At 61.1% G+C, this 22,786-nt stretch carries 19 protein-coding genes; 18 read left to right on the forward strand and 1 reads right to left on the reverse strand.

Annotation, left to right across the window (positions count from 1 at the left end):
* Positions 1 to 24: 24 nt before the first annotated feature.
* From AC1DK3_RS14900 to olsB, 4 genes are all read left to right on the forward strand, one after another.
* Positions 25 to 708, forward strand: coding sequence for an LON peptidase substrate-binding domain-containing protein (locus AC1DK3_RS14900; RefSeq protein WP_477193042.1), 684 nt, complete (start codon positions 25 to 27; stop codon positions 706 to 708).
* A gap of 14 nt (positions 709 to 722) precedes the next feature.
* Positions 723 to 950 carry a Trm112 family protein gene (locus AC1DK3_RS14905; RefSeq protein WP_477193043.1) on the forward strand — a complete coding sequence of 76 codons (228 nt, stop codon included), beginning with the start codon at positions 723 to 725 and terminating at the stop codon, positions 948 to 950.
* Positions 951 to 1,091: 141 nt separating this feature from the next.
* The gene (locus AC1DK3_RS14910) at positions 1,092 to 3,029 is read left to right on the forward strand and encodes an ATP-binding protein (protein ID WP_477193044.1); all 1,938 of its coding nucleotides are present in this window, start codon (positions 1,092 to 1,094) and stop codon (positions 3,027 to 3,029) included.
* 78 nt (positions 3,030 to 3,107) lie between these two features.
* The gene (gene olsB / locus AC1DK3_RS14915) at positions 3,108 to 4,076 is read left to right on the forward strand and encodes a l-ornithine N(alpha)-acyltransferase (protein WP_477193045.1); all 969 of its coding nucleotides are present in this window, start codon (positions 3,108 to 3,110) and stop codon (positions 4,074 to 4,076) included.
* Positions 4,077 to 4,092: 16 nt separating this feature from the next.
* Here olsB and AC1DK3_RS14920 read toward each other — a convergent pair whose 3' ends face one another.
* A complete protein-coding gene (locus tag AC1DK3_RS14920) occupies positions 4,093 to 6,366 on the reverse strand; it encodes an NADP-dependent malic enzyme (RefSeq protein ID WP_477193046.1) in 2,274 nt (757 codons plus the stop codon).
* Between the two features lie 196 nt (positions 6,367 to 6,562).
* Here AC1DK3_RS14920 and mutS point away from each other — a divergent pair, with 196 nt between their 5' ends.
* The 14 genes from mutS (at position 6,563) to ybeY (ending at position 22,782) form a co-directional block, all read left to right on the forward strand.
* Complete coding sequence (gene mutS / locus AC1DK3_RS14925) at positions 6,563 to 9,394, forward strand: DNA mismatch repair protein MutS (protein WP_477193047.1); 2,832 nt, start codon at positions 6,563 to 6,565, stop codon at positions 9,392 to 9,394.
* Complete coding sequence (locus AC1DK3_RS14930) at positions 9,391 to 12,192, forward strand: [protein-PII] uridylyltransferase (RefSeq protein ID WP_477193048.1); 2,802 nt, start codon at positions 9,391 to 9,393, stop codon at positions 12,190 to 12,192. Before mutS ends, AC1DK3_RS14930 begins: the two co-directional genes overlap by 4 nt.
* A 189-nt stretch (positions 12,193 to 12,381) precedes the next feature.
* Positions 12,382 to 13,962, forward strand: coding sequence for a murein biosynthesis integral membrane protein MurJ (murJ, locus tag AC1DK3_RS14935; protein ID WP_477193049.1), 1,581 nt, complete (start codon positions 12,382 to 12,384; stop codon positions 13,960 to 13,962).
* 105 nt (positions 13,963 to 14,067) lie between these two features.
* Complete coding sequence (gene trpS / locus AC1DK3_RS14940) at positions 14,068 to 15,105, forward strand: tryptophan--tRNA ligase (protein ID WP_477193050.1); 1,038 nt, start codon at positions 14,068 to 14,070, stop codon at positions 15,103 to 15,105.
* Between the two features lie 57 nt (positions 15,106 to 15,162).
* Positions 15,163 to 15,663, forward strand: a complete 501-nt coding sequence (locus tag AC1DK3_RS14945) for a universal stress protein (RefSeq protein ID WP_477193051.1) — start codon at positions 15,163 to 15,165, stop codon at positions 15,661 to 15,663.
* Positions 15,664 to 15,791: 128 nt separating this feature from the next.
* Entirely contained in the window at positions 15,792 to 16,346 is a 555-nt protein-coding gene (locus AC1DK3_RS14950) for a NifU family protein (protein ID WP_477193052.1), read from the forward strand.
* Between the two features lie 73 nt (positions 16,347 to 16,419).
* Entirely contained in the window at positions 16,420 to 17,010 is a 591-nt protein-coding gene (locus AC1DK3_RS14955; RefSeq protein ID WP_477193053.1) for a malonic semialdehyde reductase, read from the forward strand.
* A 14-nt stretch (positions 17,011 to 17,024) separates the two neighbouring features.
* Complete coding sequence (gene tsaB, locus AC1DK3_RS14960; protein ID WP_477193054.1) at positions 17,025 to 17,723, forward strand: tRNA (adenosine(37)-N6)-threonylcarbamoyltransferase complex dimerization subunit type 1 TsaB; 699 nt, start codon at positions 17,025 to 17,027, stop codon at positions 17,721 to 17,723.
* Positions 17,720 to 18,229, forward strand: coding sequence for a ribosomal protein S18-alanine N-acetyltransferase (rimI, locus tag AC1DK3_RS14965; protein ID WP_477193055.1), 510 nt, complete (start codon positions 17,720 to 17,722; stop codon positions 18,227 to 18,229). The genes tsaB and rimI overlap by 4 nt, the downstream gene beginning before the upstream one ends.
* 87 nt (positions 18,230 to 18,316) lie before the next feature.
* Positions 18,317 to 18,772 (forward strand): Fur family transcriptional regulator, encoded by a 456-nt coding sequence (locus AC1DK3_RS14970; RefSeq protein ID WP_477193056.1) that lies wholly within the window; start codon positions 18,317 to 18,319, stop codon positions 18,770 to 18,772.
* An 8-nt stretch (positions 18,773 to 18,780) separates the two neighbouring features.
* Positions 18,781 to 19,662 (forward strand): lyso-ornithine lipid O-acyltransferase, encoded by an 882-nt coding sequence (gene olsA / locus AC1DK3_RS14975; RefSeq protein ID WP_477193057.1) that lies wholly within the window; start codon positions 18,781 to 18,783, stop codon positions 19,660 to 19,662.
* A gap of 74 nt (positions 19,663 to 19,736) precedes the next feature.
* Positions 19,737 to 21,089: a tRNA (N6-isopentenyl adenosine(37)-C2)-methylthiotransferase MiaB gene (miaB, locus tag AC1DK3_RS14980; protein WP_477193058.1), complete on the forward strand. Its 1,353-nt coding sequence runs from the start codon at positions 19,737 to 19,739 to the stop codon at positions 21,087 to 21,089.
* Positions 21,090 to 21,253: 164 nt separating this feature from the next.
* Complete coding sequence (locus tag AC1DK3_RS14985; RefSeq protein ID WP_477193059.1) at positions 21,254 to 22,267, forward strand: PhoH family protein; 1,014 nt, start codon at positions 21,254 to 21,256, stop codon at positions 22,265 to 22,267.
* Between the two features lie 2 nt (positions 22,268 to 22,269).
* The gene (ybeY, locus tag AC1DK3_RS14990) at positions 22,270 to 22,782 is read left to right on the forward strand and encodes an rRNA maturation RNase YbeY (protein ID WP_477193060.1); all 513 of its coding nucleotides are present in this window, start codon (positions 22,270 to 22,272) and stop codon (positions 22,780 to 22,782) included.
* The last annotated feature ends 4 nt before the right edge of the window (positions 22,783 to 22,786 follow it).

A 22,786-nucleotide genomic window follows, 5' to 3' on the forward strand; every position in this document is an offset into this window, starting at 1 on the left:
GGCACAAAGCGGAGACGACCGAATTTGACGCTCACGGAACGCTACCGGCGTCCAGCCGACCTGCCCCCGAGAATTCCGGTATTTCCGCTTCGTGGGGCGATTCTGCTTCCGCGCGCGACATTGCCGCTGAATATTTTCGAGCCGCGCTATCTCGAGATGATTGACGGCGTGATGTCGGGCGCCAGGATCATCGGCATCCTGCAGCCGATCGTGTCGAGCGACGACGATCAGGAGAGCCCGGTCGAAAAGACGGCCGGTCTACGTTCCGTCGGCTGCGCGGGCCGCGTGACCTCGTATCAGGAACTCGACGACGGACGCCTCATCATCACGCTCACCGGCATCACGCGCTTCCAGTGCGTCGGCGAGGCCGAAACCGAGATGCCCTATCGCATCATGAGCGTCAGCTACGACAAGTTTGCGAGCGACTTGACCGAAGGTCTCGGCGAAGAGCTCGTCGATCGTCAAAACCTCTTGCGCGTCTTGAAAACGTATCTTGAAGCGAACCGCTTGAAAACCGACTGGGCGACGATCCAGCGCGCGTCGAACGAATTTCTCATCAACGCACTGTCGGTCATGTGTCCGTATGGGCCCGAAGAGAAACAGGCCCTTCTCGAAGCGAAGGATCTGAGATCCCGCGCCGAAGTGCTCGTCGCGCTCGCGGAAATCGATCTGGCCTCGAACGGCAGCAGCGGCACGACGCTGCAATAGTACGGAGAGCGTCGATGAGCGAAAGCGAAGAAGCATCCGGCGACGCCGCGAATGCCGTCGATCCGAAACTTTTGGAACTGCTCGTCTGTCCTTTGACGAAGACGCGGCTTGTATACGACGCCAAGGCGAAGGAACTCATCAGCAAGGCCGCTGGCTTGGCCTTTCCGATCAGGAATGGTGTTCCGCTCATGATTGAGGAAGCGGCGCGCAAGTTGACGGACGACGATTTACGCCGCGTTTGATTTTCATCGTGTCAGCGTGAAGGCAACGGGCAGCTTTCAACCAACATTTTTTGAGCACCGTCCTTCCGGCTTAACCACGTCTCTTTAGATTCTGTAAAATACCGGCAGCCGACTGTCGCCCCGAATTCAGGGGCAAAAGCGTTGTTGCAAAAACCGGTCTACGCGCGGCCCGTTAAGGCGGGTGTGGGCGCAAAACCGTCATCCCGCCTCAGGCGGGAGGCGGTCAAAGCATCACGCCCGTATGCGGCGATAGCACTTTTCGGTGGGGTGATCTTGCTCGCCGGCGGACTGACGGCAAGCTGGCCCAAATTTGATTTGGGCCTCGCAGCTGTTCTGGCCGGAACCGCGCTGCTGGTCGCCGGCGCCGTCGCCGGTATTCTGATATCTCACCCGTGGACCGAGATCGTCGCCCGTGGCGCGCGATTGCGCAGACGCGACGGCATCCGCAAGTTTGAAGAAATAAAAGACGCGCATTGGCAGTTGTCCGACAGCGCCATTCGCTACCGCCAATTTCTCGATGCGCAGCGCGATTTTGTCGTTCGCCGCTCGCTCGATGGCCGCTTAAGGTTCGCGAACCGCGCCTTCTTTGACGCCTTTGACATCCGCGCCGAAGACATCACCGGCTCGATCTACCGTCCCCCCGTCGTCAGGACCGAGCCACTCGCAGGATCGTCCTCCTCGGGCCGGCGTACGCTCGAACTTTTGCGGACGCGCCACGGCAAGAGATGGATTGCGTGGGAAACGAGCGAAGTCAGAGGCGAGACCGGCGAGATCGAAGTCCAAAGCGTAGGACACGACGTCACCGTCGCGCGTGAAATCGAGGAAAATCTCAAAGACGCCCGCGACCGTGCCGAAGCCGCTAGCAGAGAAAAGTCGCGGTTCCTCGCTGCGATGAGCCACGAAATCAGAACGCCGATGAACGGGATCCTCGGCATGCTGAGCCTCATGCGCGATACGCGCCTCGATGCCGAACAGCAGACGCATGCGCGCATCGCCGAAGAGTCGGCGCGTGCATTGCTGATCCTGCTTGATGACATTCTCGATTTCTCGAAGATCGAAGCCGGAAAACTCGATCTCGCAAGTGAAGACTTCTCGCTGCAGAGCTGTATCGCTCTGGCGATGCAGCTCATGACGCCGGACGCCGCCGCGAAACAACTCGCGTTCACCTGCACGATGTCCGGCGATGTGCCCGAATGGGTGCGTGGAGACGAGATGCGCGTCCGCCAGATCGTCCTCAATCTGCTTTCGAATGCCGTGAAGTTCACCAACACCGGCGGCGTTGCCGTGAGGACCGAGTTGGCCCCGGATAAAGCAGCCGGATCCCAAGGCGCGGTGCGTATCGCGATCGAAGTCGCCGATTCCGGCATCGGCTTTTCTTCCGAATCCGCAGACCGGCTTTTCGACGAATTCGAGCAAGGCGAAACCGCAACGAGCCATCCGGGTGGCGCGGGCCTTGGCCTCGCGATTTCGAAGCGGCTCGCCCAAGCGATGTCCGGAGAGATCGTCGCCAGCGGCGATCCTGAAAAGGGCGCCGTCTTCACGGCTGTGTTGGAACTCCAACGCGGAGGTAATCCGGGCGGCGCTGCCGTGCGATCTTTTTCCAGCACCGGCGAACGATCCGGCGACGCGGGCCGCTGCGAACACCGGCGCCCCTTCAGCGTCCTCGTCGCCGAAGACAACCAGATCAACGCCCTGCTCGCCTGCAAGGTCATCGAGCGCGCGGGCGGCAACCCCACGGTCGTCGAGGACGGACGCTCCGCAATAAGGGTCGTCTGGGAAACGCTAGAGCACAAACGCCCGGCATTCGACCTGATTTTGATGGATCTGCTGATGCCCGACATCGATGGCCTCACGGCCACGAAGTCGATCAAGGCCCTATATTCAGAGCGGAAAGCCATTGGCCCTTCCTGCCCGCCGATCATCGCATTAACCGCGAATGCCTTCCCTGAAGACCGCGAGCGCTGCCGCATGGCCGGAATGGACGACTATCTTGCGAAGCCGTTCGACGCCCGCGATCTCCATGATTTGCTGCTCAGATGGACGGCTCCGTCGCGTAGCGCGGCCACCCCGGCCTCCTGATAGGCATTCATCGAATCTAAAAACTGTCACGGAATCGTGGTAGCGCCATCTCAGGAACTGAGGAAGGATGCGCGCACTATGTGGCAGTCGATCGCAGACCGGGGTAGACGGCGGCCGGGCATTCCCGGGAAGTTTCCGGCAGCGCTCGCAGCATTGGGCGCCGTGAAGACGCCGGCGCTTCGCCTCACGGGATTGGCCCGCGACATCGAACCCAAAATCTACGGCCGCGTCGGCAACCTCGAGGTTCGCTTGGCCCGCACATGGGCGGAAATAAAGCTCGCGCAGCGCCTTCGCTATCAGGTTTTCTACGAAGAAATGTCGGCCGTCCCGACGAGGCTCGCGCAGTTTCGCCGCCGCGACGAGGACGCCTACGACGCGCTCTGCGATCACCTTCTCGTTGTCGATATCGATCAGACGAAACCGGGACGCGCCGGACGTCCCGAAAGGCCGAAGGTCGTCGGCACATATCGTATCCTTCGCCAGGAAGTCGCCGAACGCGGCCCCGGATTCTATTCGGCAAGCGAATACGATATTTCGCCGCTTCTACGGCGCAAATCGTCGACGCACCGGTTCATGGAACTCGGCCGTTCTTGCGTCCTCTCGCCCTATCGCAGCAAACGGTCGGTCGAACTTCTGTGGCACGGTCTTTGGACGTACGTCCGCGAAAATCGTATCGACGTTATGATCGGCTGCGCGAGCTTCGAAGGCATCGACCTCGATGAACACAGAATGGCGCTGAGCTTTCTTCACCACCGGGCATTGGCTCCCGATGAGTGGCGCTGCCGCGCAAAGGATCATCTCTATATCCCAATGAACCGCATGCCGGAGGCCGACCTCGACCAGAAAGCCGCGTTGAAGGCGATGCCGCCCCTGATCAAGGCTTACCTGCGTCTCGGCGCGTATTTCGGCGACGGCGCCGTACTCGACAAGCAATTCGGCACGACGGACGTTCTCGTGATCATGCCGGTCGCCAATATCGATCCGCGCTACTTCGAGCACTATGGCACGCCGACTGAAACGAAGAGCCGGATAGCCGTCGACGCCTGAGCGGGCCCAGCCGCTCTTACGTGCGGCCGGCGCCGTAGGCTGCGAGCGCTGCCATATTGACGACATCGGCGTCGGTCGACCCGAACGTGCAGATCTGCACCGGATGCGAAAGACCGACGATGATCGGCCCGATGAGCGTCGCGCCTCCGAGCTCTTTCAGCATCTTCGTTGAAATCGATGCGGCATGAAAGGCCGGCATGACGAGAACGTTCGCAGTCTCCGACAGACGGCAGAACGGATAATGATCCATAAGCGTGCGATTGAGCGCCACGTCGGCAGCCATGTCGCCGTCGTACTCGAAATCGACAAGACGCTCGTCGAGAATACGTACCGCTTGCCGAACCTTCTCCGTGCGTTCGCTCTTCGGCTGCCCGAAATTCGAGTAAGCGAGCAGCGCGACACGCGGCTCGATACCAAAGGCACGTGCGGCTCGCGCGGCTTCGACGGCGATATCGGCGAGCTGCTCTGAAGTCGGCATGTCATGGATGCTGGTGTCGGCGATGAGAACGGCGCGGCCGCGGTTCAATGCCAGCGAGACGCCGATCACGTGACGTCCCGGCTTTTGATCCATGACGCGATGAACGTCGGAATAGACGCTCGTCCAGTTGCGCGTGACGCCGGAAACCATCGCGTCCGCATGGCCGTGCGCCACCATCAACGCGCCGAACACATTGCGCTCGTTGGTGACGAGACGTTCGCAATCGCGCTTCAGATATCCCCGGCGCTGAAGACGCGAATAGAGAAAATCCGAGAACTCTTCGAGGAACGGCGACGCCGTCGTGTCGATCAACGCGAATTCTTTTCGTAGCGGTATGCCGAGTTCGCGAAACCGCTCGGTGACGACCTTTTTCGAACCGATCAAGATCGGCTGCCCAAAGCCCTGCTGCAGAAACGTGTTGGCCGCGCGAATGACGGCATGATCTTCGCCCTCGGCGAAGACAACGCGCTTCGGATCGCTGCGGACGGCATCGAATGTCGATTGCAGCCAGCTTGCGACAGGATCGAGGCGGCCCCTCAACCTCGCGACGTAGCCTTCCATATCGACGATCGGATTGCGCGCCACGCCGGAATCCATTGCGGCTTTCGCAACGGCCGCCGAAACATGCGGCAGAAGCCGCGGGTCGAACGGCGCGGGAATGATGTACCCCGGCCCGAACGTCGGGCGTTCTCCGAGAAAGGCTGCCGCGACCTTGTCCGGAACCTCGGCGCGCGCGAGCGCCGCGATAGCTTCCGCTGCGGCAATCTTCATCGCATCGTTGATCGTCGTTGCGTGAACGTCGAGCGCGCCGCGAAAGATAAAGGGGAAGCAGAGAACGTTGTTGACCTGGTTTGGATAATCGGAGCGGCCCGTCGCCATGATCGCGTCCGACCGGACAGCCTTCACTTCTTCCGGCGTAATTTCCGGATCAGGGTTTGCCATCGCGAAAATGATCGGCTTTGGCCCCATCGCAGCGACCATTTCTTGCGAAAGCACGCCCGCCGCCGAGAGCCCGAGGAAGATGTCGGCGCCTTCGATGACCTCCGCCAGCACCCTCGCATTCGTCTTCTGCGCGAAGGGCGCCTTGTAGATGTCCATGAGTTCCTTGCGGCCCTCATAGACGACGCCTTCGATATCGCAGACGGTGATGTGTTCGCGCTTGACGCCGATCATCACGAGCAGATTGAGGCAGGCCAGCGCCGCAGCACCCGCGCCGGCACAGACGAGCTTCACGTCGCCGATGTCTTTCTCGACGACTCTCAAGCCATTCAAGACGGCGGCCGCGACGACGATGGCTGTCCCATGCTGATCATCATGAAAGACGGGGATGTCGAGCAGCTCTTTGAGCTTCTCTTCGATGACGAAGCAGTCGGGTGACTTGATGTCTTCGAGATTTATGCCGCCGAACGAGGGGCCGAGATAACGAACGCAGTTGATGAAGGCCTCGGGATCGGCGGTATCGACGAGGAGGTCGATCGCGTCGAGGTCAGCGAAGCGCTTGAAGAGCGCCGCCTTGCCTTCCATGACCGGCTTTGCAGCAAGCGCGCCGAGATTGCCAAGTCCGAGAATGGCCGTGCCATTCGACACCACCGCAACGAAGTTGCCTTTGCTCGTATAGGCGTATGCGTCTCGTGGGTTCTCCGCGATCGCGAGAACCGGAATAGCAACGCCCGGAGAGTAAGCGAGTGACAGATCGCGCTGCGTCGCCAAGGGCTTCGTCGGCGCAATCTCGAGTTTTCCAGGCTTGCCGCCCGCGTGAAAGGCGAGCGCTTCCTGAGCCGTAACTTGGGCTGCGCGATGAAGGGAGGCCATGTTGTTGGACCGTTTATCGATTTTTGCGGGCGGCATTGCTGCTGAACCACACATCAGGGAAAAAGTGCCGGCACGATAGGTTGCAGCAGACGGGACAGCAACCTATGCATATCCGACGCTTCGATCGGGGCGATGGAGCGTCTCACGCTGCGCCATCGATCAAAGCCAATGGGGCAAATTGAAACGTAGTCACTTGATGTCCAGAACCGACGTGCAGCGCAAGAGCAGGCCGCCCGAATCGGAGCCGCCGGCGACAGCCGAAGTGTCGCACAGCGAAGGTGAACCGGCCGTCTCTTACGAGGCGACGCCGTCGATGGCGCAGTACCTCGAAATCAAGGCAGCAAATCCGGACAGCCTCCTTTGGTACCGCATGGGGGACTTCTACGAGCTTTTCTTTGAAGATGCGGTTACCGCGTCCGAAGCGCTGTCGATCGTTTTGACGAAGCGCGGCAAGCACAGGGGAAATGACATCCCGATGTGCGGCGTTCCCGTGCACCGGGCCGATGAATATTTGCAGCGTCTGATTAAGAAGGGGTATCGCGTCGCCGTTTGCGAACAGCTCGAAGATCCGGCTGAAGCGAGAAAGCGCGGCGCCAAAGCTGTCGTCAAACGCGATGTCGTACGTCTCGTCACGCCGGGCACGCTCACGGAAGAAGCGCTCCTCGACGCCAAAGCCAGCAATTACTTGACCGCGGTTTTTGGCTCGTCATCCGGCACGCTCGCCAGCGACCCGGCCCAAACGCGCGTCGCGCTCGCCTCGCTCGACATCTCAACGGGTGAATTCGAGGTGGCCGAGATATCGGCGCTCGATTTGGCCGGCGAGCTCATACGCTTAGCGCCCAGCGAAGTTCTCAGCTCCGATACGCTGCTCGCCGATCAAACATTCGTCAGGGCCGTCGAATATTCGGGCGGCAAGACGACGCCGATACCCTCCGCATATTTCGACAGCGCTGCAGGCACACGCGACCTCAAGGCCTGCTTGGGCGTCGCCGATCTCGCAGGCTTCGGAGGGTTTTCGCGCCGCGAGCTGGCGGCGATTGGCGCAGTTCTGAAGTACGTCGACCTAACGCAGATGGGCCAGAAGCCGCTCATCCACGCTCCGCGCCGGACGGGCAGCGCCTGCCTCTTCATCGATGCGGCGAGCCGAACGAGCCTGGAGTTGGTGAAATCGTCATCCGGCGACAAGTCGTCGTCGCTGCTCGGCGCCATCGACCGGACGATAACCGGCGCAGGCGCCCGCGAATTGCTCGCGCGAATATCGAGTCCCCTCACAGATCCTCTCGCTATCGAAGCAAGGCTCGACGCCGTCAGTTGCTTGCTTTCCAATCGCCGCCTGATGGACGACCTCCGCTTTCTCCTCCGCGGAACACCCGATCTCGCCCGCGCCTTGCCCCGACTGGGTTTCGGACGTGGTGGCCCTCGCGATTTGGCAGCCGTGCGCGACGCCCTGGATGCGGCCGGAGAAGCTGCCGCCATGCTGACGGCGGCGACAGGACCGCTGCCGCTGCCGCCCGAACTTCAATCGATCCGCTCGCGTCTTACAGCTGTTCCGCCGTCGCTCGCTTCCGCGCTCGACAGCGCTCTCATCGACGATCCGCCGCTTCTCAAACGCGACGGCGGTTTCGTCAAAGACGGCTACAACGCCGATCTCGAAAAGGCTCGCGCATTGCGGAACGATAGCCGTCGCGTGATGGCTGACCTCGAAGCGCGCTACATCGAAGAGACGGGCGTCAAGACGCTTCGCGTCCGCCACAACAACATCCTCGGCTTCTATATCGAGGTGACGCAGCTCAACGCCAAGCCGCTGCTGTCCCCGCCTCTGTCCGAACGTTTCAGGCATCGACAAACGATGGCCAACGCGGTCAGATTTGCGACCGCCGAGCTACTCGAAACCGAAGGCCAGATCGCATCCGCAAGCGAACGTGCGCTGAGCTTGGAGCAGGAAATTTTCGCGAGTCTCGCACAAGACATCGGAGCGGCAACGGAGGCGCTCGGCGCGGCGGCAGGCGCACTTGCCGAACTCGACGTCTATGCAGCGCTCGCCTCTCTGGCGCTCGAACAAGGCTATGTGCGGCCGATCACCGACCAAAGCTCGGCATTCGAAATCCGCGGCGGCCGTCACCCCGTCGTTCAGCAAGCCCTGGCGAAAAGTGAAGGCGCGGCATTCATCGAAAATGACTGCGTCCTGGGCAGGGGTGGAGCGGCAGCGCCCCCTGGCTTCGACGAGTTGCCGGACGCCCGCATATGGCTTGTGACTGGCCCGAACATGGCCGGCAAATCGACCTTCCTCCGCCAGAACGCCCTCATCACGGTAATGGCGCAGATGGGCTCGTACGTGCCCGCGCGTTCCGCACACATCGGTATCGTCGACCGGCTATTCTCGCGCGTCGGCGCGTCCGACGACCTGGCGCGCGGACGCTCAACCTTCATGGTCGAAATGGTCGAAACGGCCGCCATCCTTAATCAGGCGACCGAGCGCTCCCTCGTCATTCTCGATGAAATCGGCCGCGGCACCGCGACGTTCGACGGGCTATCCATCGCCTGGGCGACCGTCGAATACCTGCACGGAATAACCAAGGCGCGAGCGCTCTTCGCCACCCACTACCACGAGCTGACCGCGCTCGCGCGACGCCTCGGCGGGATCGCAAACGTCACGATGGACGTTGCCGAATGGCAGGATACCATCGTTTTTCTGCATAAAGTTAAGCCCGGCGCCGCCAACCGCTCGTACGGTATCCAGGTCGCGAAGCTGGCGGGCCTGCCAGACGCCGTTGTCACCCGGGCCCGTCAGGTTTTGGAGCGATTGGAAAAGGCGGATCGGCGTCCGCGCGTCGACAATGAAGGTATCGACGATCTGCCTTTGTTTTCAGCAGCGCGGCCGACGGGCGCAGCTACAGTCAAAGAGCCTTCTGCCGTTGAAAAGCTGCTCACCGCCATGCATCCTGATGAACTGTCGCCGAAGGCGGCGCTCGAAAAGCTTTATGAACTCAAGGCCCTTGCCGAAGCCCAGAAGAAGACAAAGCCTTGACCGACGAAACAATCAATGTGCTGGTCCCCCCGCCTTACTTCGATACGGTCGCGGCGCGTCGCGAACTGACCGCGCATTTCAATGCGGGTCCGTCGCCGTCTGAAGCACGCCCTCAGGTTCTCGACAGCCTCAAGACCATTCTCAAAAACGCCCGGGAATCTGCGCGAACCGCGCTTGAAGCAGACGGCAACGGCAGACGATGCGCCGCCGGCCTGAGCCTGTTTCAGGACGAGATGATCAGGCTGATCTACGATTACACGGTAACGCACGTCTATCGCGCAACCAACCCCTCCGACGCCGAGCGAATGGCGATCGTCGCTACCGGCGGCTACGGACGCGGTCTCCTCGCGCCGGGCTCCGACATCGATCTCCTGTTCCTGCTCCCCTACAAGCAGACGCCATGGGGCGAGAGCGTCGCCGAGTACATGCTCTATCTGCTCTGGGACCTGGGCTTCAAAGTCGGGCACGCGACGCGCACCGTCGAACAGTGCCTGAAGCTCGGCCTCGCCGATATCACGATCCGCACGGCCCTTCTCGACTCACGCCTCATCCTCGGAGACAAGCAGCTTTTTGCCGAGTTCGAGGATCGTTTCCGCTCTGAAGTCATCGCCGGCACGGCGCGCCAGTTCATCGACGCCAAGATGGCCGAACGCGACGAGCGAACGCGGCGCGCAGGTGAAAGCCGCTACAAGGTCGAACCGAACATCAAGGACGGCAAGGGTGGCCTCCGCGATCTGCATACCTTGCATTGGCTGTCGAAATACATCTTCAACCAGGACGTGGGCGCCGCGGCCGTTGAAGCCGGAATATTTACGCCCGAAGAAGTGCAGACCTTCCGCCGCTGCGAAGATTTTCTCTGGCGCGTTCGCTGCTTCCTGCATTTCCTGACGGGACGCGCCGAAGAGGTTCTGTCGTTCGAGGTGCAGCCCGCGATGGCGCAAAGCCTAGGCTATACGTCGCGCGAAGGGCTGCGCGCGGTCGAGCGCTTCATGAAGCATTATTTTCTCATCGCCAAGGACGTCGGCGACCTGACGACAATCCTCTGCGGCGCGCTCGAAATGCAGCAGCTGAAGACATCGCCCGGCTACAAGCGCCTGCTGAACCCGCTGAGCTGGAAGATGCGGCGCGAAGTCCGCCAGAAAACCGATTTCCGCATCGACAACGATCGCCTGAACGTCGCCGACGCCGATGTGTTCGTCCGCGATCCAGTCAATCTCATCCGCTTCTTCGCGCAGGCTGCGAACACCGGCGCTTACCTCCATCCGGACGCCATTCGCCTGCTTCGCGGCTCGCTTCGATTGATCGACGACAAGCTGCGGCATGATCCCGAAGCAAACAGCATCTTCCTCTCGCTGCTGACCGCGCACGGCAATCCCGAGGCATCGCTCCGGCACATGAACGAGGCCGGCGTGCTCGGCCGCTTCCTACCCGAGTTCGGCCGCATCGTCGCGATGATGCAGTTCAACATGTATCATCACTACACGGTCGATGAGCATCTCTTGAGAACGCTCGGCAACATCGTTGCCATCGAGCGCGGCGATCTTGCAGCCGAACTGCCGCTCTCGACAGCCGTCTTTTCCTCGCTTCAAAATCGCCGTGCCCTGCTCGTTGCGGCCTTCATTCACGATATCGGCAAAGGCCGCAAGGAAAACCACTCGACGGTCGGAGCACGTATCGCTCGCAAGATCTGCCCGCGACTAGGCATGACGGCGGCCGAAACGGAACTCGTCGCGTGGCTCATCCAAGAGCACCTGACGATGAGCAACTTTGCGCATTCGCGCGATATATCCGACCCCGATACGATCCGCGCGTTCGCCAACATCGTGCAAAGTCCGGAGCGCCTGAAAATGCTTCTGCTGTTGACCTCTGCCGATATCATGGCCGTCGGTCCCGGCGTCTGGAACGGCTGGAAAGGTCAGCTCCTGCGCACGCTTTATCACGAAACCGAACCGCTCGTTGCGGGCGGCCATACGCAAGCGCCGCGCGGTGAGCGGATCGAGGAGGCGCAGACGGCCTTGCGCAACGCCCTCTTCAACTGGCCGGCGAGCGACGTCGACGGCTTCATCGCGCGGCACTATCAGAACTATTGGCTCCGAACCGATCTGGCCACGCAAATCGAGCACGCGAACGTCGTGCGCGACGCCATGCGTTCGCAGACGAAATTCGCGACCGCGATCAAAACCGATTCCTTCACCGCGATAACGGAGCTGACGGTCTTCGCCCCGAACCACGCGAGGCTTCTCTCGCTCTTCGCCGGAGCCTGCGCTGCAGCCGGCGCCAATATCGCCGGCGCGCACATCACGACGACGCGGGACGGCTTCGCACTCGACACGTTTTTGCTCAATCGCGAATTCCGGGACGACGAGGACGAGCTTCGCCGTGCACGTCGCATCATCGATACGATCGAGCGGCTGCTGACCGGCAAGGAACAGCTAGCGAGCCTCCTGCAAAAGCGGCGCACTGGCTCGAGAGGCGTCGAGGCCTTTACTGTCGAGCCGGAGGTCGTCATCAACAACGCCCTCTCCGATCGCCTGACGGTTCTCGAAGTTTCCGGCCGCGATCGCCCGGGCCTGCTCTACGAATTGACGTCCGCCCTCTCGGATCTGTCTCTCGATATCGCCTCGGCACACGTAACGACGTTCGGCGAAAAGGCCGTCGACGTGTTTTACGTGACCGATCTCGTCGGCAAGCAGATCGTCAACGAAGCGCGCCAGAACGCGCTCCGGACACGGCTGCAGTCCGTTCTCGATCCGGACACCGATCCTGTGAAAACTGCATCTGAACCCGCCCGCGCCTAACGGACGCGGCGAATGTCCTCGGAACGCCCGAAATGGGACAAATGCAACGAGGCCTCGACGTGACTTGTCGGCCACTCCTCACAATTGAGGCCGTCCGACCATCAAAATGCCGGATGTCTGCCGGCCTAAGCCGGTTTAAGAGGGCAGCCTGCTGCCTTGGCAAAACGCGAACCGTAAGCCGTTCAATCGATGAAACTCTATAAATCGTTCGCGACCGTCGGCGGCTTGACCCTTCTGAGCCGTGTATTCGGCTTTATGCGCGACATCTTGATTGCAGCGACCCTCGGCTCCGGATGGGTGGCTGATGCCTTCGTCGTCGCCTTCCGTTTTCCCAACCTGTTTCGCCGGCTGTTCGGAGAAGGCGCCTTCAATTCCGCTTTCGTGCCGATATTCGCCAAGAAGCTCGAAGGCGACGGCAAGGATGCAGCCCGCAGGTTTGCCGAAGACGCGATGGCGGGCCTTCTCTTCATCCTGTTGATCGTCACGTTCGTTTCGGAAATCGCCATGCCCGTGCTGATGTACGGCTTGGCGCCGGGCTTCGACGCCAATCCGGAGAAGTACGATTTGGCCGTGCTCCTGACACGGATCACGATGCCGTATCTGCTGTGCATGTCGATCGTCGCGTTGATGTCGGGCGCGCTGAACTCCGTCGGGCGCTTCGCTGAAAGCGCATCGGTTTCGATCGTGCTCAACGGCGTCATGATGATCGCGACGCTCATCGCGTTGTGGTACGGCTACAAGGCGGGCCCCGAAGCAGGCATCATCCAGGCATGGGGCGTCTTCGCGGCAGGCTTCCTTCAGCTCGCGCTGCTGATGTGGGGCATGCGCCGTGCGGGAATGCATCTCTCCCTCCGGCGGCCGAGGCTGACGCCAGACGTGCGCAAGCTCGTGCGCCTCGGCATCCCCGGCGTTATTTCCGGCGGCGTGACACAGCTCAATATCGCGATTGGAACGATCATCGCGTCGCTCCAGCCGGGCGCCGTTTCCCACCTCTATTATGCGGACCGGATATACGAATTGCCTCTGGCGATCGTCGGTATCGCCATTGGGATTGTGCTGCTGCCCGACGTTTCGCGCCAGCTCAGATTAGGCAACACCGCAGGCGTGATGGACAGCCAGAACCGCTCGCTGGAATTCGCGCTCCTGCTGACGATCCCGGCAGCTCTCGCCCTCGTTGCGATCCCGACTGACATTACCCGCGTTCTCTTCGAGCGCGGCGCGTTCGGCCCCGAGGACACCAAAGTTACGGCATCGGTGCTGGCGTTGTTTGCGCTCGGCCTTCCCGCATTCGTGATGATCAAGGTCTTCTCGCCAGCCTATTACGCTCGCGAAGACACGACGACGCCGATGCGCTACGCAACGATCAGCCTCACGGCGAACACGATCGGCTCGATCTCGCTGTTCTTCCTGTTGCGCCATCTCGGCATGATGCCTCAGCTCGGCATCGCCATCGCCACCACCCTAGGCGGCTGGCTCAACGCCTATCTCCTGTGGTCGACCTTGCGGCGTCGCGGCGACTTCATTGTCGACGCGCGGATCAAGCGGAACATTCCGCTGATCCTGTTTTCGAGCGTTGCCATGGTGGTCGCCCTGCTGGGCACGAGCCACGTCCTCGCGCCTCATCTCGATCACAGCGGCGGGTTTTTCGTCAAGGCGTCCTTCCTGGCGCTCGAGATCGGCGTCGGACTGGGGGTTTTCGGCTTTTTGATTTTGGCCACGGGCGTCATGTCCATTGGCCAGCTCGGCCGCCTGACGCGGCGCCAAAACTAGCGACGAGAACTAGCAACAAGAATTAGCCAAAAGCCTTCGCTCTTGCGCGGCGAGCCTCCGCACGCGATAAGGCCGCCGGATCCCTTCAACACGGTACGTACTCCAATGAAAATCACGCCGCGCGTTTTCTCCGGCATGCAGCCGACCGGCAGCTTGCATCTCGGCAACTATCTCGGCGCGATGGTCAACTGGATCAAAATGCAGGAGACGCACGAGTGCATTTATTGCGTCGTTGATCTGCATGCGATCACCGTGTGGCAGGACCCGGCTGAACTCAAGAACGCGATCCGCCAGGTGACGGCAGCCTATATCGCCGCCGGTCTCGACCCGAAGAAAAGCATTCTCTTCAATCAATCGCAGGTCAGCGCTCACGCTGAGCTCGCCTGGGTCTTCAACTGCGTCGCCCGCCTCGGCTGGCTGAACCGCATGACCCAGTTCAAGGAGAAGGCCGGCAAGGACCGCGAGCAGGCATCGGTCGGTCTTTACGCCTACCCGAACTTGATGGCCGCCGACATCCTCGCTTACCGGGCAACGCACGTTCCCGTCGGCGAGGACCAGAAGCAGCACTTGGAACTTGCCCGCGACATCGCGCAGAAGTTCAACAATGATTTTTCGGCCTCGATCATCGCCGAAGGCTTTGCCGACGGAATTTTCTTCCCCCAGCCGGAACCGGTCATCACGGGCGCGGCGACACGGGTCATGAGCCTGCGCGACGGCTCGAAGAAGATGTCGAAGTCCGATCCGTCCGACCTGTCGCGGATCAACATGACGGACGATGCCGACACGATCGCCAAGAAGGTCCAGAAAGCCAAGACCGACACCGAGCCGCTGCCAAGCGACGAAGGCGGCTTTACCGGCCGCCCGGAAGCGGAAAATCTGATCGGAATCTATGCGACTTTGGTCGACAAGCCCGTCGACGCCGTGCTGGCCGAATTCGGCGGCCAGCAATTCTCCGCGTTCAAGAAGGTTCTGGCCGACGCGCTCGTCGCGAAGATCGAACCCATCGCGAACGAGATAAAGCGGCTGACCGCCGACCCGGCCGAGATCGATCGTATTCTCGCTGATGGATCTTCGCGGGCGCGGGAAATCGCAACCCCCATCATGGGTAAAGTCAAGGACATCGTCGGCTTCATCAGAAGCTGACGAATTCACCGACACTGGCCGTTGCAGCGATTGCCGAGGAATGGCAGCATCGCGTCCATGAAACCTCGCCGCTCGTTCGAAGAAGGCCATCGTCGGAAATTCCTGATCGTCGTCGACGAGAGTCAGGAAGGCGAAAGCGCGCTCTATTACGCGGCGAGCCGCGTTCAGCGTTCATCAGGCCTGCTCGTCATGCTCTACGTGATCGAGCCGAGCGAGTTGCAGCATTGGGCAGGCGTCCACCAGGTCCAGCTGGACGAAGAGACGACCAAGGCAAAGGCGCTGTTCCGCCTTTTCCGGCGAAAGCTCGCACACGCCGGATTTGAGAGCGTCGAGACCGAGGACGTCGTGCGCGAAGGTCGCACCGCCGAAGAGATCAACCACGTTATCGCCGAAGACGAGGACATCGCCATCCTGGTGCTCGGGGCCTCAATAGACGCGAAGGGGCCAGGTCCTTTGGTGGCTTCCTTGGCCACAGCCCGGGCAACCGGCGGCTTCGCCGTACCCGTAACGGTAGTCCCAGGGCAACTTTCACTCGCGGAAATCAAGGCTTTGGCCTAAAATGACGCTTCTGGCAGCCGGGGATCGACACCTCGACACGGGCAGCCACCATACTTATATTTGAACCATTCCCATACTACCCCGTGCGGGACTGCGCGCGTTGAACAACGACCACGAAGTGAGGCAATATGTTCATTCAAACGGAAGCCACGCCTAATCCGGCGACGCTGAAGTTCATTCCGGGACGAGACGTACTCGCGGACGGCACCGCAGACTTCCGTTCGAAGAACGATGCATCTGCATCACCGCTCGCCACCCGGCTCTTTTCGATCGAGGGCGTTGACGGCGTCTTTTTTGGCTCCGACTTCATTTCGGTCACCAAGGGCGACATCGAGTGGCAGCATCTGAAGCCGATGGTGCTGGGTGCCATCATGGAACATTACATGTCCGGCGCGCCAGTCTCTGAAGGCGAAGACGCCAACGACAACGCCTCGGAAAGTTACGACCCGGAAGACGAGTCGACCGTCGCGACAATCAAGGAATTGCTCGAAACGCGCGTGCGCCCGGCCGTCGCCCAGGATGGCGGCGACATCACGTTTTCAGGCTTCCGCGACGGCGTCGTCTATCTCCACATGCGCGGCGCCTGCTCGGGTTGCCCGAGTTCGACGGCCACGCTGCGCAACGGCATCGAAAACTTGCTGAAGCACTTCTGCCCTGACGTGCAAGCCGTGCAGGCGGTCTAAGCCAGATTTCGTCCCTTCGAACCCCGCTTCGGCGGGGTTCTTCGTATTTGGACTTCAAAACGCACAGGACATAATGGCTGAACCGCTCGATCAAACCACACTCGACCAACTGTTCGACAAGGCGCGCACCAACAACAAATGGCAACCCAAGGAGGTACCCGACGCCCTCCTTCGCCAGATCGTCGAGCATATGAGATGGGCTCCGACGAGCGCTAACTGCTCGCCAGCCCGTTTCGTCTTCGTCAAATCGCCCGAAGCAAAGGCGCGCCTGAAGCCGCACCTCAGCGCCGGCAATGTGGATAAGACGATGGCCGCACCGGTAACGGCCATTATTGCGTACGATTTGAACTTCTACGAAGCACTGCCGAAGCTCTTCCCGCATACCGACGCCAAAAGCTGGTTCACGGGCAAAAAGCAGCACGCTGATACAACCGCGTTTCGTAATGGAACGCTCCAAGGCGGGTACTTCATTCTCGCAGCGCGCGCCCTCGGGCTCGACTGCGGTCCAATGTCAGGCTTTCAAAATGCGGGGGTAGACGCGGAGTTCTTTACCGGAACAGAAATTAAGTCGAATTTCCTCTGCAATTTGGGGTACGGGGATCCGGCGGGGATCCACCCGCGCTCACCACGCTTCACGTTCGACGAAATAGCCACGGTCATTTAAAAGCTCCGCCAGGAATGAACATACTTTCGCTCGACACCTGTTTCGATGCTTGCTCGGCTGCGGCGGGCCGTGGGCTTCGTTCCCTCACCCCGGGCATCGCGTTTGCCTTCGAGCCCATGCAAACGGGGCACGCGGAGCGCTTGCTGCCGATGATCGGGGCGGTGATGACGGAGGCCGGGCTCGAATTTAAATCGCTCGACCGGATCGCGCTGACCTACGGGCCTGGGACGTTTACCGGCACGCGCATTTCCGTCTCCGCGGCGCGTGCGCTGGCGCTCGCGACAGGTGCTGAATTCGTCGCTCTTTCGAGCCTCAGATTGATGGCGATGAGCGCGCGAATTCCGGCCGCCCCAACGCGGCGCATAGCCATCGCGACCGACGCGCGGCGTGGAGAGGTCTATTTCGAGGTCTTCGACCGCCACACGATGCAAACCGTCGTCGAGGCGCAATGCGCGACGATTTCCGCCGCAGCCAAGTTGCTGGGACAAGGACCGATCGTCATCGCGGGTTCCGGCGCCGAGCTGCTCGCAAGTGAAGCCAATCGCGAGGGAGCCGAGGCGACGGCCATCTTGGCCGACCTGCTTCCCGACGCCCTCGATATGCTTTTCCCCGCCTGCGAGCTTCCCGTAATGCGAACGGTGAAGCCGCTCTATCTCCGCGCGCCCGACGCAAAGCCCCCAGCGCCGAGCCCATTCATCGGAGCCGGGGCATGACGAACGTCACGCCGTTCCGAAATTTGAAGCATGCGAGCATGCTTTGGGCGGCGCCGGATCGAGCCGAAGAAATCGCAGCACTGCACACCAAACTTTTCGATCCGCCGTGGGATGCGGCTGCAATCAAATCGCTTCTGGAACACCCGGCCGCAACCTCCCTGATCGCCGTCGCGGGCGGCCAGAAAAAAGCGGTCATCGGCTTCTTGATCGGCCAGCTCGCCGCCGACGAGGCCGAGATCCTCTCGATCGGCGTGTCGCCCGACTGGCAGCGCGTCGGGCTCGCAACCGGCCTCCTCGAAGGTTTGATGCGCGCGGCGCGGCGCGGCGGCGCAAAACGCATATTCCTTGAGGTTGCAGAGGACAATGCAGCCGGCCTCGCCCTCTACCGTAAGCTTGGATTTGTCGAAGCCGGACGGCGAAAGCGCTATTATGAGCGTCCCGGCAACGCCCGAGTTGATGCCTTGACGCTCGTTCTGACGCTCGAAGATTCTGAACAGCCGGCCTGATGTAGACGCGCAGCCTTGTCACTGCCTATAACCCGGCCATACTCCGGCGACGAGAAATAGTCGCCCTTAAGCCAAAGCCTAATCGCTATGACCCTGCCGGCCGCGAAGTCCGAAACCTCTATCGAATCGCGATGCGCGGAATGCGGACTGCGAATGACGGGCCAACGGCGTGTCATCGCCCAGGTGCTCTCGTCCGCAACCGACCATCCCGACGTCGAAGAGGTGCATCGCCGCGCCCATACGATCGATCGAAGAATTTCGCTCTCGACCGTTTATCGCACGCTCAAGCTGTTTTCGGCGAAAGGCATTCTCGAACGACATGAATTCGGCCACGGCCGTGGACGCTACGAAGCGGCCCCGCGCGAGCATCACGATCATCTCGTCGACATCGAGAGCGGCCGTGTGATCGAATTTTCGAATCCCGAAATCGAGGAGTTGCAGGAGCGCATCGCATGCGAACTCGGCTTCGAGCTGGTCGGCCATCGGCTGGAACTTTATGGCGTGCCGCTCGCGAAGAAAAAGCCTTCGAACCGGAAGGGCTAGCGACCAGAATGGCAAACGGCTCACTTCGCGCCTCAGCCGTACTCTTAGCTTTCATGGGCGTCACTGTGCCGTTGATGCCGCTGCAGGCTCTCCTATTGCAGTTCGCCCCCAAAGCCGCGCGGCGCTTTCCGAATTGGTACCACAATCAAGTCTGCCGGATACTCGGGATAACGCTCGAGATCGATGGCGCGGTCGTCGAAGATTCGCCCGTGCTCCTCGTTTGCAATCATACGTCATGGCTCGACATCCCCGTACTCTCGGCGCTTGCGCCCGTTTCGTTCGTGGCCAAGCTGGAAGTCGGGGGTTGGCCCTTCGTCTCAGCGCTCGCGCGCCTGCAGCGCTCCGTATTCGTCGATCGGACGCGACGGCAGGCAACGGGCGATGCCGCAGCCGAAATCATGACGCGGTTGAAGCAGGGCGACACGATCGTTCTCTTCGCCGAGGGAACATCGAGTGACGGCAATCGCGTGCTCCCGTTCAAAACGTCGCTGTTTGGAGCCGTCTCGGGCGTGGCCGCGCCGTCGGACCCGGAGGTCGTCGTCCAGACCGCAGCCGTCGTCTATACCCACGTCCGCGGCATTCCGTTGACGCGCGCCGACCGCCCGCGCATCGGCTGGTACGGCGACATGGAGATGACGTCGCACGCCTGGGGCGTTTTGCGATCGGGGCCGATAACGGTCACGATCAAGGTCGGACCACCCGTTCCCCTGAGCGAATTCAAGGATCGCAAGGATTTGGCCCTGAAGACCGAACGGGCGATCCGCACAGCTGTTCTCGGCATCCTCCGCGGTCGTCCGGGCGATCCCGGCCTCGTTCCGGTCGAACCGTCTCAGGAAAGCCGCCGGCAAAAGCTCGCATTGCCGCAGGTCCGCAGCGAGAAATGGACATAAGCGCGGCTTTCTATGCTATGCGCTGGTCCAACGAGTTCATGAGCAAATAAGACCATTTCGAGCCGGCCATTCACGTGCAGCGCGCAAACCCGAAAACCTATTTTCTGAAGACGTTCGGCTGTCAGATGAACGTCTACGACAGTGAGCGTATGGCGGAAGCCCTGGCGCGCGACGGCTACAGCCAGACCGATGACGTGGGCAACGCCGATCTGGTGATCCTGAATACCTGCCACATCCGCGAGAAAGCCGCCGAGAAAGTCTATTCCGATCTCGGACGCATCCGCGACATCAAGGACGCACGCAAACACGACGGCAAGGAAACGGTCATCGCGGTCGCCGGCTGCGTCGCCCAAGCCGAAGGATCGGAGATCACGAGGCGTCAGCCCGCAGTCGATCTCGTCATCGGGCCGCAGAGCTATCATCGCCTGCCCGAGCTGATCGTCCGCGCCGAAACCAAAAACGAGCGCATCGTCGAAACGGAATTTCCGGGCGACGAGAAATTCACCGCGATGAAGGCGCCGCGCCGCGTCTCTTCGCCGTCGGCGTTTCTCACCGTCCAGGAAGGTTGCGACAAGTTCTGCACGTTCTGCGTGGTGCCCTATACGCGGGGCGCCGAGTTTTCCCGTTCCGTCGCCAAGCTCGAAGCGGAAGCACGAGAGTTGGCGACCGCAGGCGCAAAAGAACTCGTTCTCCTCGGCCAGAACGTCAACGCCTACCACGGAGAAGGCCCGTCGGGACGCGCCGTCGGCCTCGCGGAATTGATCCGCAGGCTGGCCGATATCGACGGCATCCAACGCATTCGCTACATGACGAGCCACCCGCGCGACATGAGCGACGATCTGATCGCCGCGCACGCCGAGGTGCCGCAGCTGATGCCGTTTCTGCACCTCCCCGTGCAGTCCGGTTCCGACCGCATGCTGACGGCCATGAACCGCAAGCATCGCGCCGCGGAATACATCGATCTGATCGCACGGGTCCGCCAAGCTCGGCCAGATATCGCCCTCTCGAGCGACTTCATCGTCGGCTTCCCGGGCGAGACTGAAGAAGACGCTGAAGAAACGATCGCGCTGGTGAAGGCCGTCGGCTTTGCTCAGGCCTTTTCGTTCAAATACAGCCCGCGGCCCGGAACGCCCGCCGCAGACCTCGAAGTGCAGGTCCCCGAGGACGTGAAGAACGGGCGGCTGCAGCGGCTCCAGGCGCTGCTGGAAGAGCAGCAGACCACCTTCAACGCCAAGACGCTCGGAAGCACCTTGCCTGTGCTTTTCGACCGGCGCGGACGCAGCCCAGGTGAATTCGTCGGAAGGACACCCTATCTACAGCTTGTATATGCGGTGGGAGATGGCGACGATTTTCTGGGCCAGACGGCCGGCGTCGCGGTGACGGAAACACGGCGCGTCAGCCTGTCAGGTGTCATTCCCGCAGCATAAACGGGTTATACTGATCGGACCGGGTTGCTTGAGGTTGGCTGTGCGTTAACCATACCGGAACATGCCGAACCTCTTTGTCACATGCTAACGTCGGGATAGTGGTCGATTCGAATTTGAGAGATACGGCTAGAAGAGCACGAGCAACCAGCAAGGGAGTGTCAGGATTGGCAGCATTCCGCGGGGCCTCCGCGTCGGCATCGAAACGGCCCAATAAGCCGGAGTTCGAAGATGCTCGCGTCGTTGTACCCTTTGAAGACAATCGGCTGCTCACGCAGTTGCTTGGGGAATACGACAGCCACCTGGCCCTCATAGAAGACCGATTAGGTATCGACGCGCATGCCCACGGCAACGTCGTCATCCTGACGGGATCCGCAACTTCCTGCGCCAACGCGCGAAGTGTCCTGGAACGCCTCTATTCCCGAATTGCAAAAGGCGAAGCGGTCGGCCCCGGCGATATCGACGGGCTGATCCGTCATGCCCGCGCCGAAGGAACCGCCACGTCCGAGGGACAGGCCCAAGTCGCCACGCGCCGTCGCGTCGTCAAAGCACGCACGCCGACGCAAAGCACCTATATCCGCGCCATCGATAAGCACGACCTCGTATTCGGTCTCGGACCGGCAGGCACCGGCAAGACCTATATCGCTGTCGCTTTCGCGGCCCAGTGCCTCGAACGCGGGCTTGTCGAGCGCATCATCCTTTCGCGTCCCGCCGTCGAAGCAGGCGAGCGTCTCGGCTTTCTCCCGGGCGACATGCGCGACAAGGTCGACCCTTATCTGAGGCCGCTCTACGACGCCCTTTATGATGTTCTGCCGCCCGAAAAGGTCGAGCGCGATATCGAAACCGGCGTCATCGAAGTTGCGCCGCTGGCGTTCATGCGTGGCCGCACACTGGCCAACGCTTTCGTCATTCTCGACGAAGCCCAGAACACGACCAGCATGCAGATGAAGATGTTTCTGACCCGCATCGGCGAAGGATCGAAAATGGTCGTGACGGGTGATCCGTCGCAGATCGATCTACCGCCGGGAACGAAGTCGGGTCTCGTCGAAGCTGTCGATCTGCTCGGCGAGGTGGACGACATCTCGATCGTGAAGTTCCTCGCGGGCGATATCGTTCGTCGTGATCTTGTCGCCAAGATCGTCGACGCCTACGATCGGCCGAAGGACATCCGACCCAAATAACCATGCCACGGTCTCAAAAAGCGTCTGCTTCGGTCTTCGAGATCGAAATCGTCGAAGATGACGGCGACTGGTCGCGCGTGAGCAACCTGGATGGCGTCATCGACGATGCAGCCCGCGCGGCTATTTTGGCGGCCGGCGACGGCTTGCAAACGGCGTTCCTGACCATCGCCCTATCCTCCGATGCCATCGTCGCCGATCTTAACGAGCGTTTCCGCGGAAAAGCTAAGCCCACGAATGTATTGTCTTTTCCGGCGGGCCACGGCGCCTCGGACGGCCAGCTGGGCGATATCATCATGGCACTGGAAACCGTTGAACGCGAAGCCCTGGAACAGGGCGTGCCGTTCGAACACCACGTGCAGCACTTGGTGGTGCATGGCGTGTTGCATCTTTTAGGCTATGATCACGAGACGACCGCTGATGCGGAACGTATGGAAACTATTGAAATTGAAATACTTTCTAAATTGGGCGTTGCAAATCCCTACACGGGCGCTCTGGAAACCGGTACAAATGACTGACCGG

Source organism: Hyphomicrobium sp. 01T421, assembly GCF_056398805.1.

Coding starts and splice junctions, on each gene's coding strand:
- AC1DK3_RS14905 (WP_477193043.1), top strand. CDS start 723: ATGAGCGAAAGCGAAGAAGCATCCGGCGACGCCGCGAATGCCGTCGAT.
- olsB (WP_477193045.1), top strand. CDS start 3,108: ATGTGGCAGTCGATCGCAGACCGGGGTAGACGGCGGCCGGGCATTCCC.
- AC1DK3_RS14920 (WP_477193046.1), bottom strand. CDS start 6,366: ATGGCCTCCCTTCATCGCGCAGCCCAAGTTACGGCTCAGGAAGCGCTC.
- mutS (WP_477193047.1), top strand. CDS start 6,563: ATGTCCAGAACCGACGTGCAGCGCAAGAGCAGGCCGCCCGAATCGGAG.
- murJ (WP_477193049.1), top strand. CDS start 12,382: ATGAAACTCTATAAATCGTTCGCGACCGTCGGCGGCTTGACCCTTCTG.
- trpS (WP_477193050.1), top strand. CDS start 14,068: ATGAAAATCACGCCGCGCGTTTTCTCCGGCATGCAGCCGACCGGCAGC.
- AC1DK3_RS14945 (WP_477193051.1), top strand. CDS start 15,163: ATGAAACCTCGCCGCTCGTTCGAAGAAGGCCATCGTCGGAAATTCCTG.
- AC1DK3_RS14950 (WP_477193052.1), top strand. CDS start 15,792: ATGTTCATTCAAACGGAAGCCACGCCTAATCCGGCGACGCTGAAGTTC.
- AC1DK3_RS14955 (WP_477193053.1), top strand. CDS start 16,420: ATGGCTGAACCGCTCGATCAAACCACACTCGACCAACTGTTCGACAAG.
- tsaB (WP_477193054.1), top strand. CDS start 17,025: ATGAACATACTTTCGCTCGACACCTGTTTCGATGCTTGCTCGGCTGCG.
- rimI (WP_477193055.1), top strand. CDS start 17,720: ATGACGAACGTCACGCCGTTCCGAAATTTGAAGCATGCGAGCATGCTT.
- AC1DK3_RS14970 (WP_477193056.1), top strand. CDS start 18,317: ATGACCCTGCCGGCCGCGAAGTCCGAAACCTCTATCGAATCGCGATGC.
- olsA (WP_477193057.1), top strand. CDS start 18,781: ATGGCAAACGGCTCACTTCGCGCCTCAGCCGTACTCTTAGCTTTCATG.
- ybeY (WP_477193060.1), top strand. CDS start 22,270: ATGCCACGGTCTCAAAAAGCGTCTGCTTCGGTCTTCGAGATCGAAATC.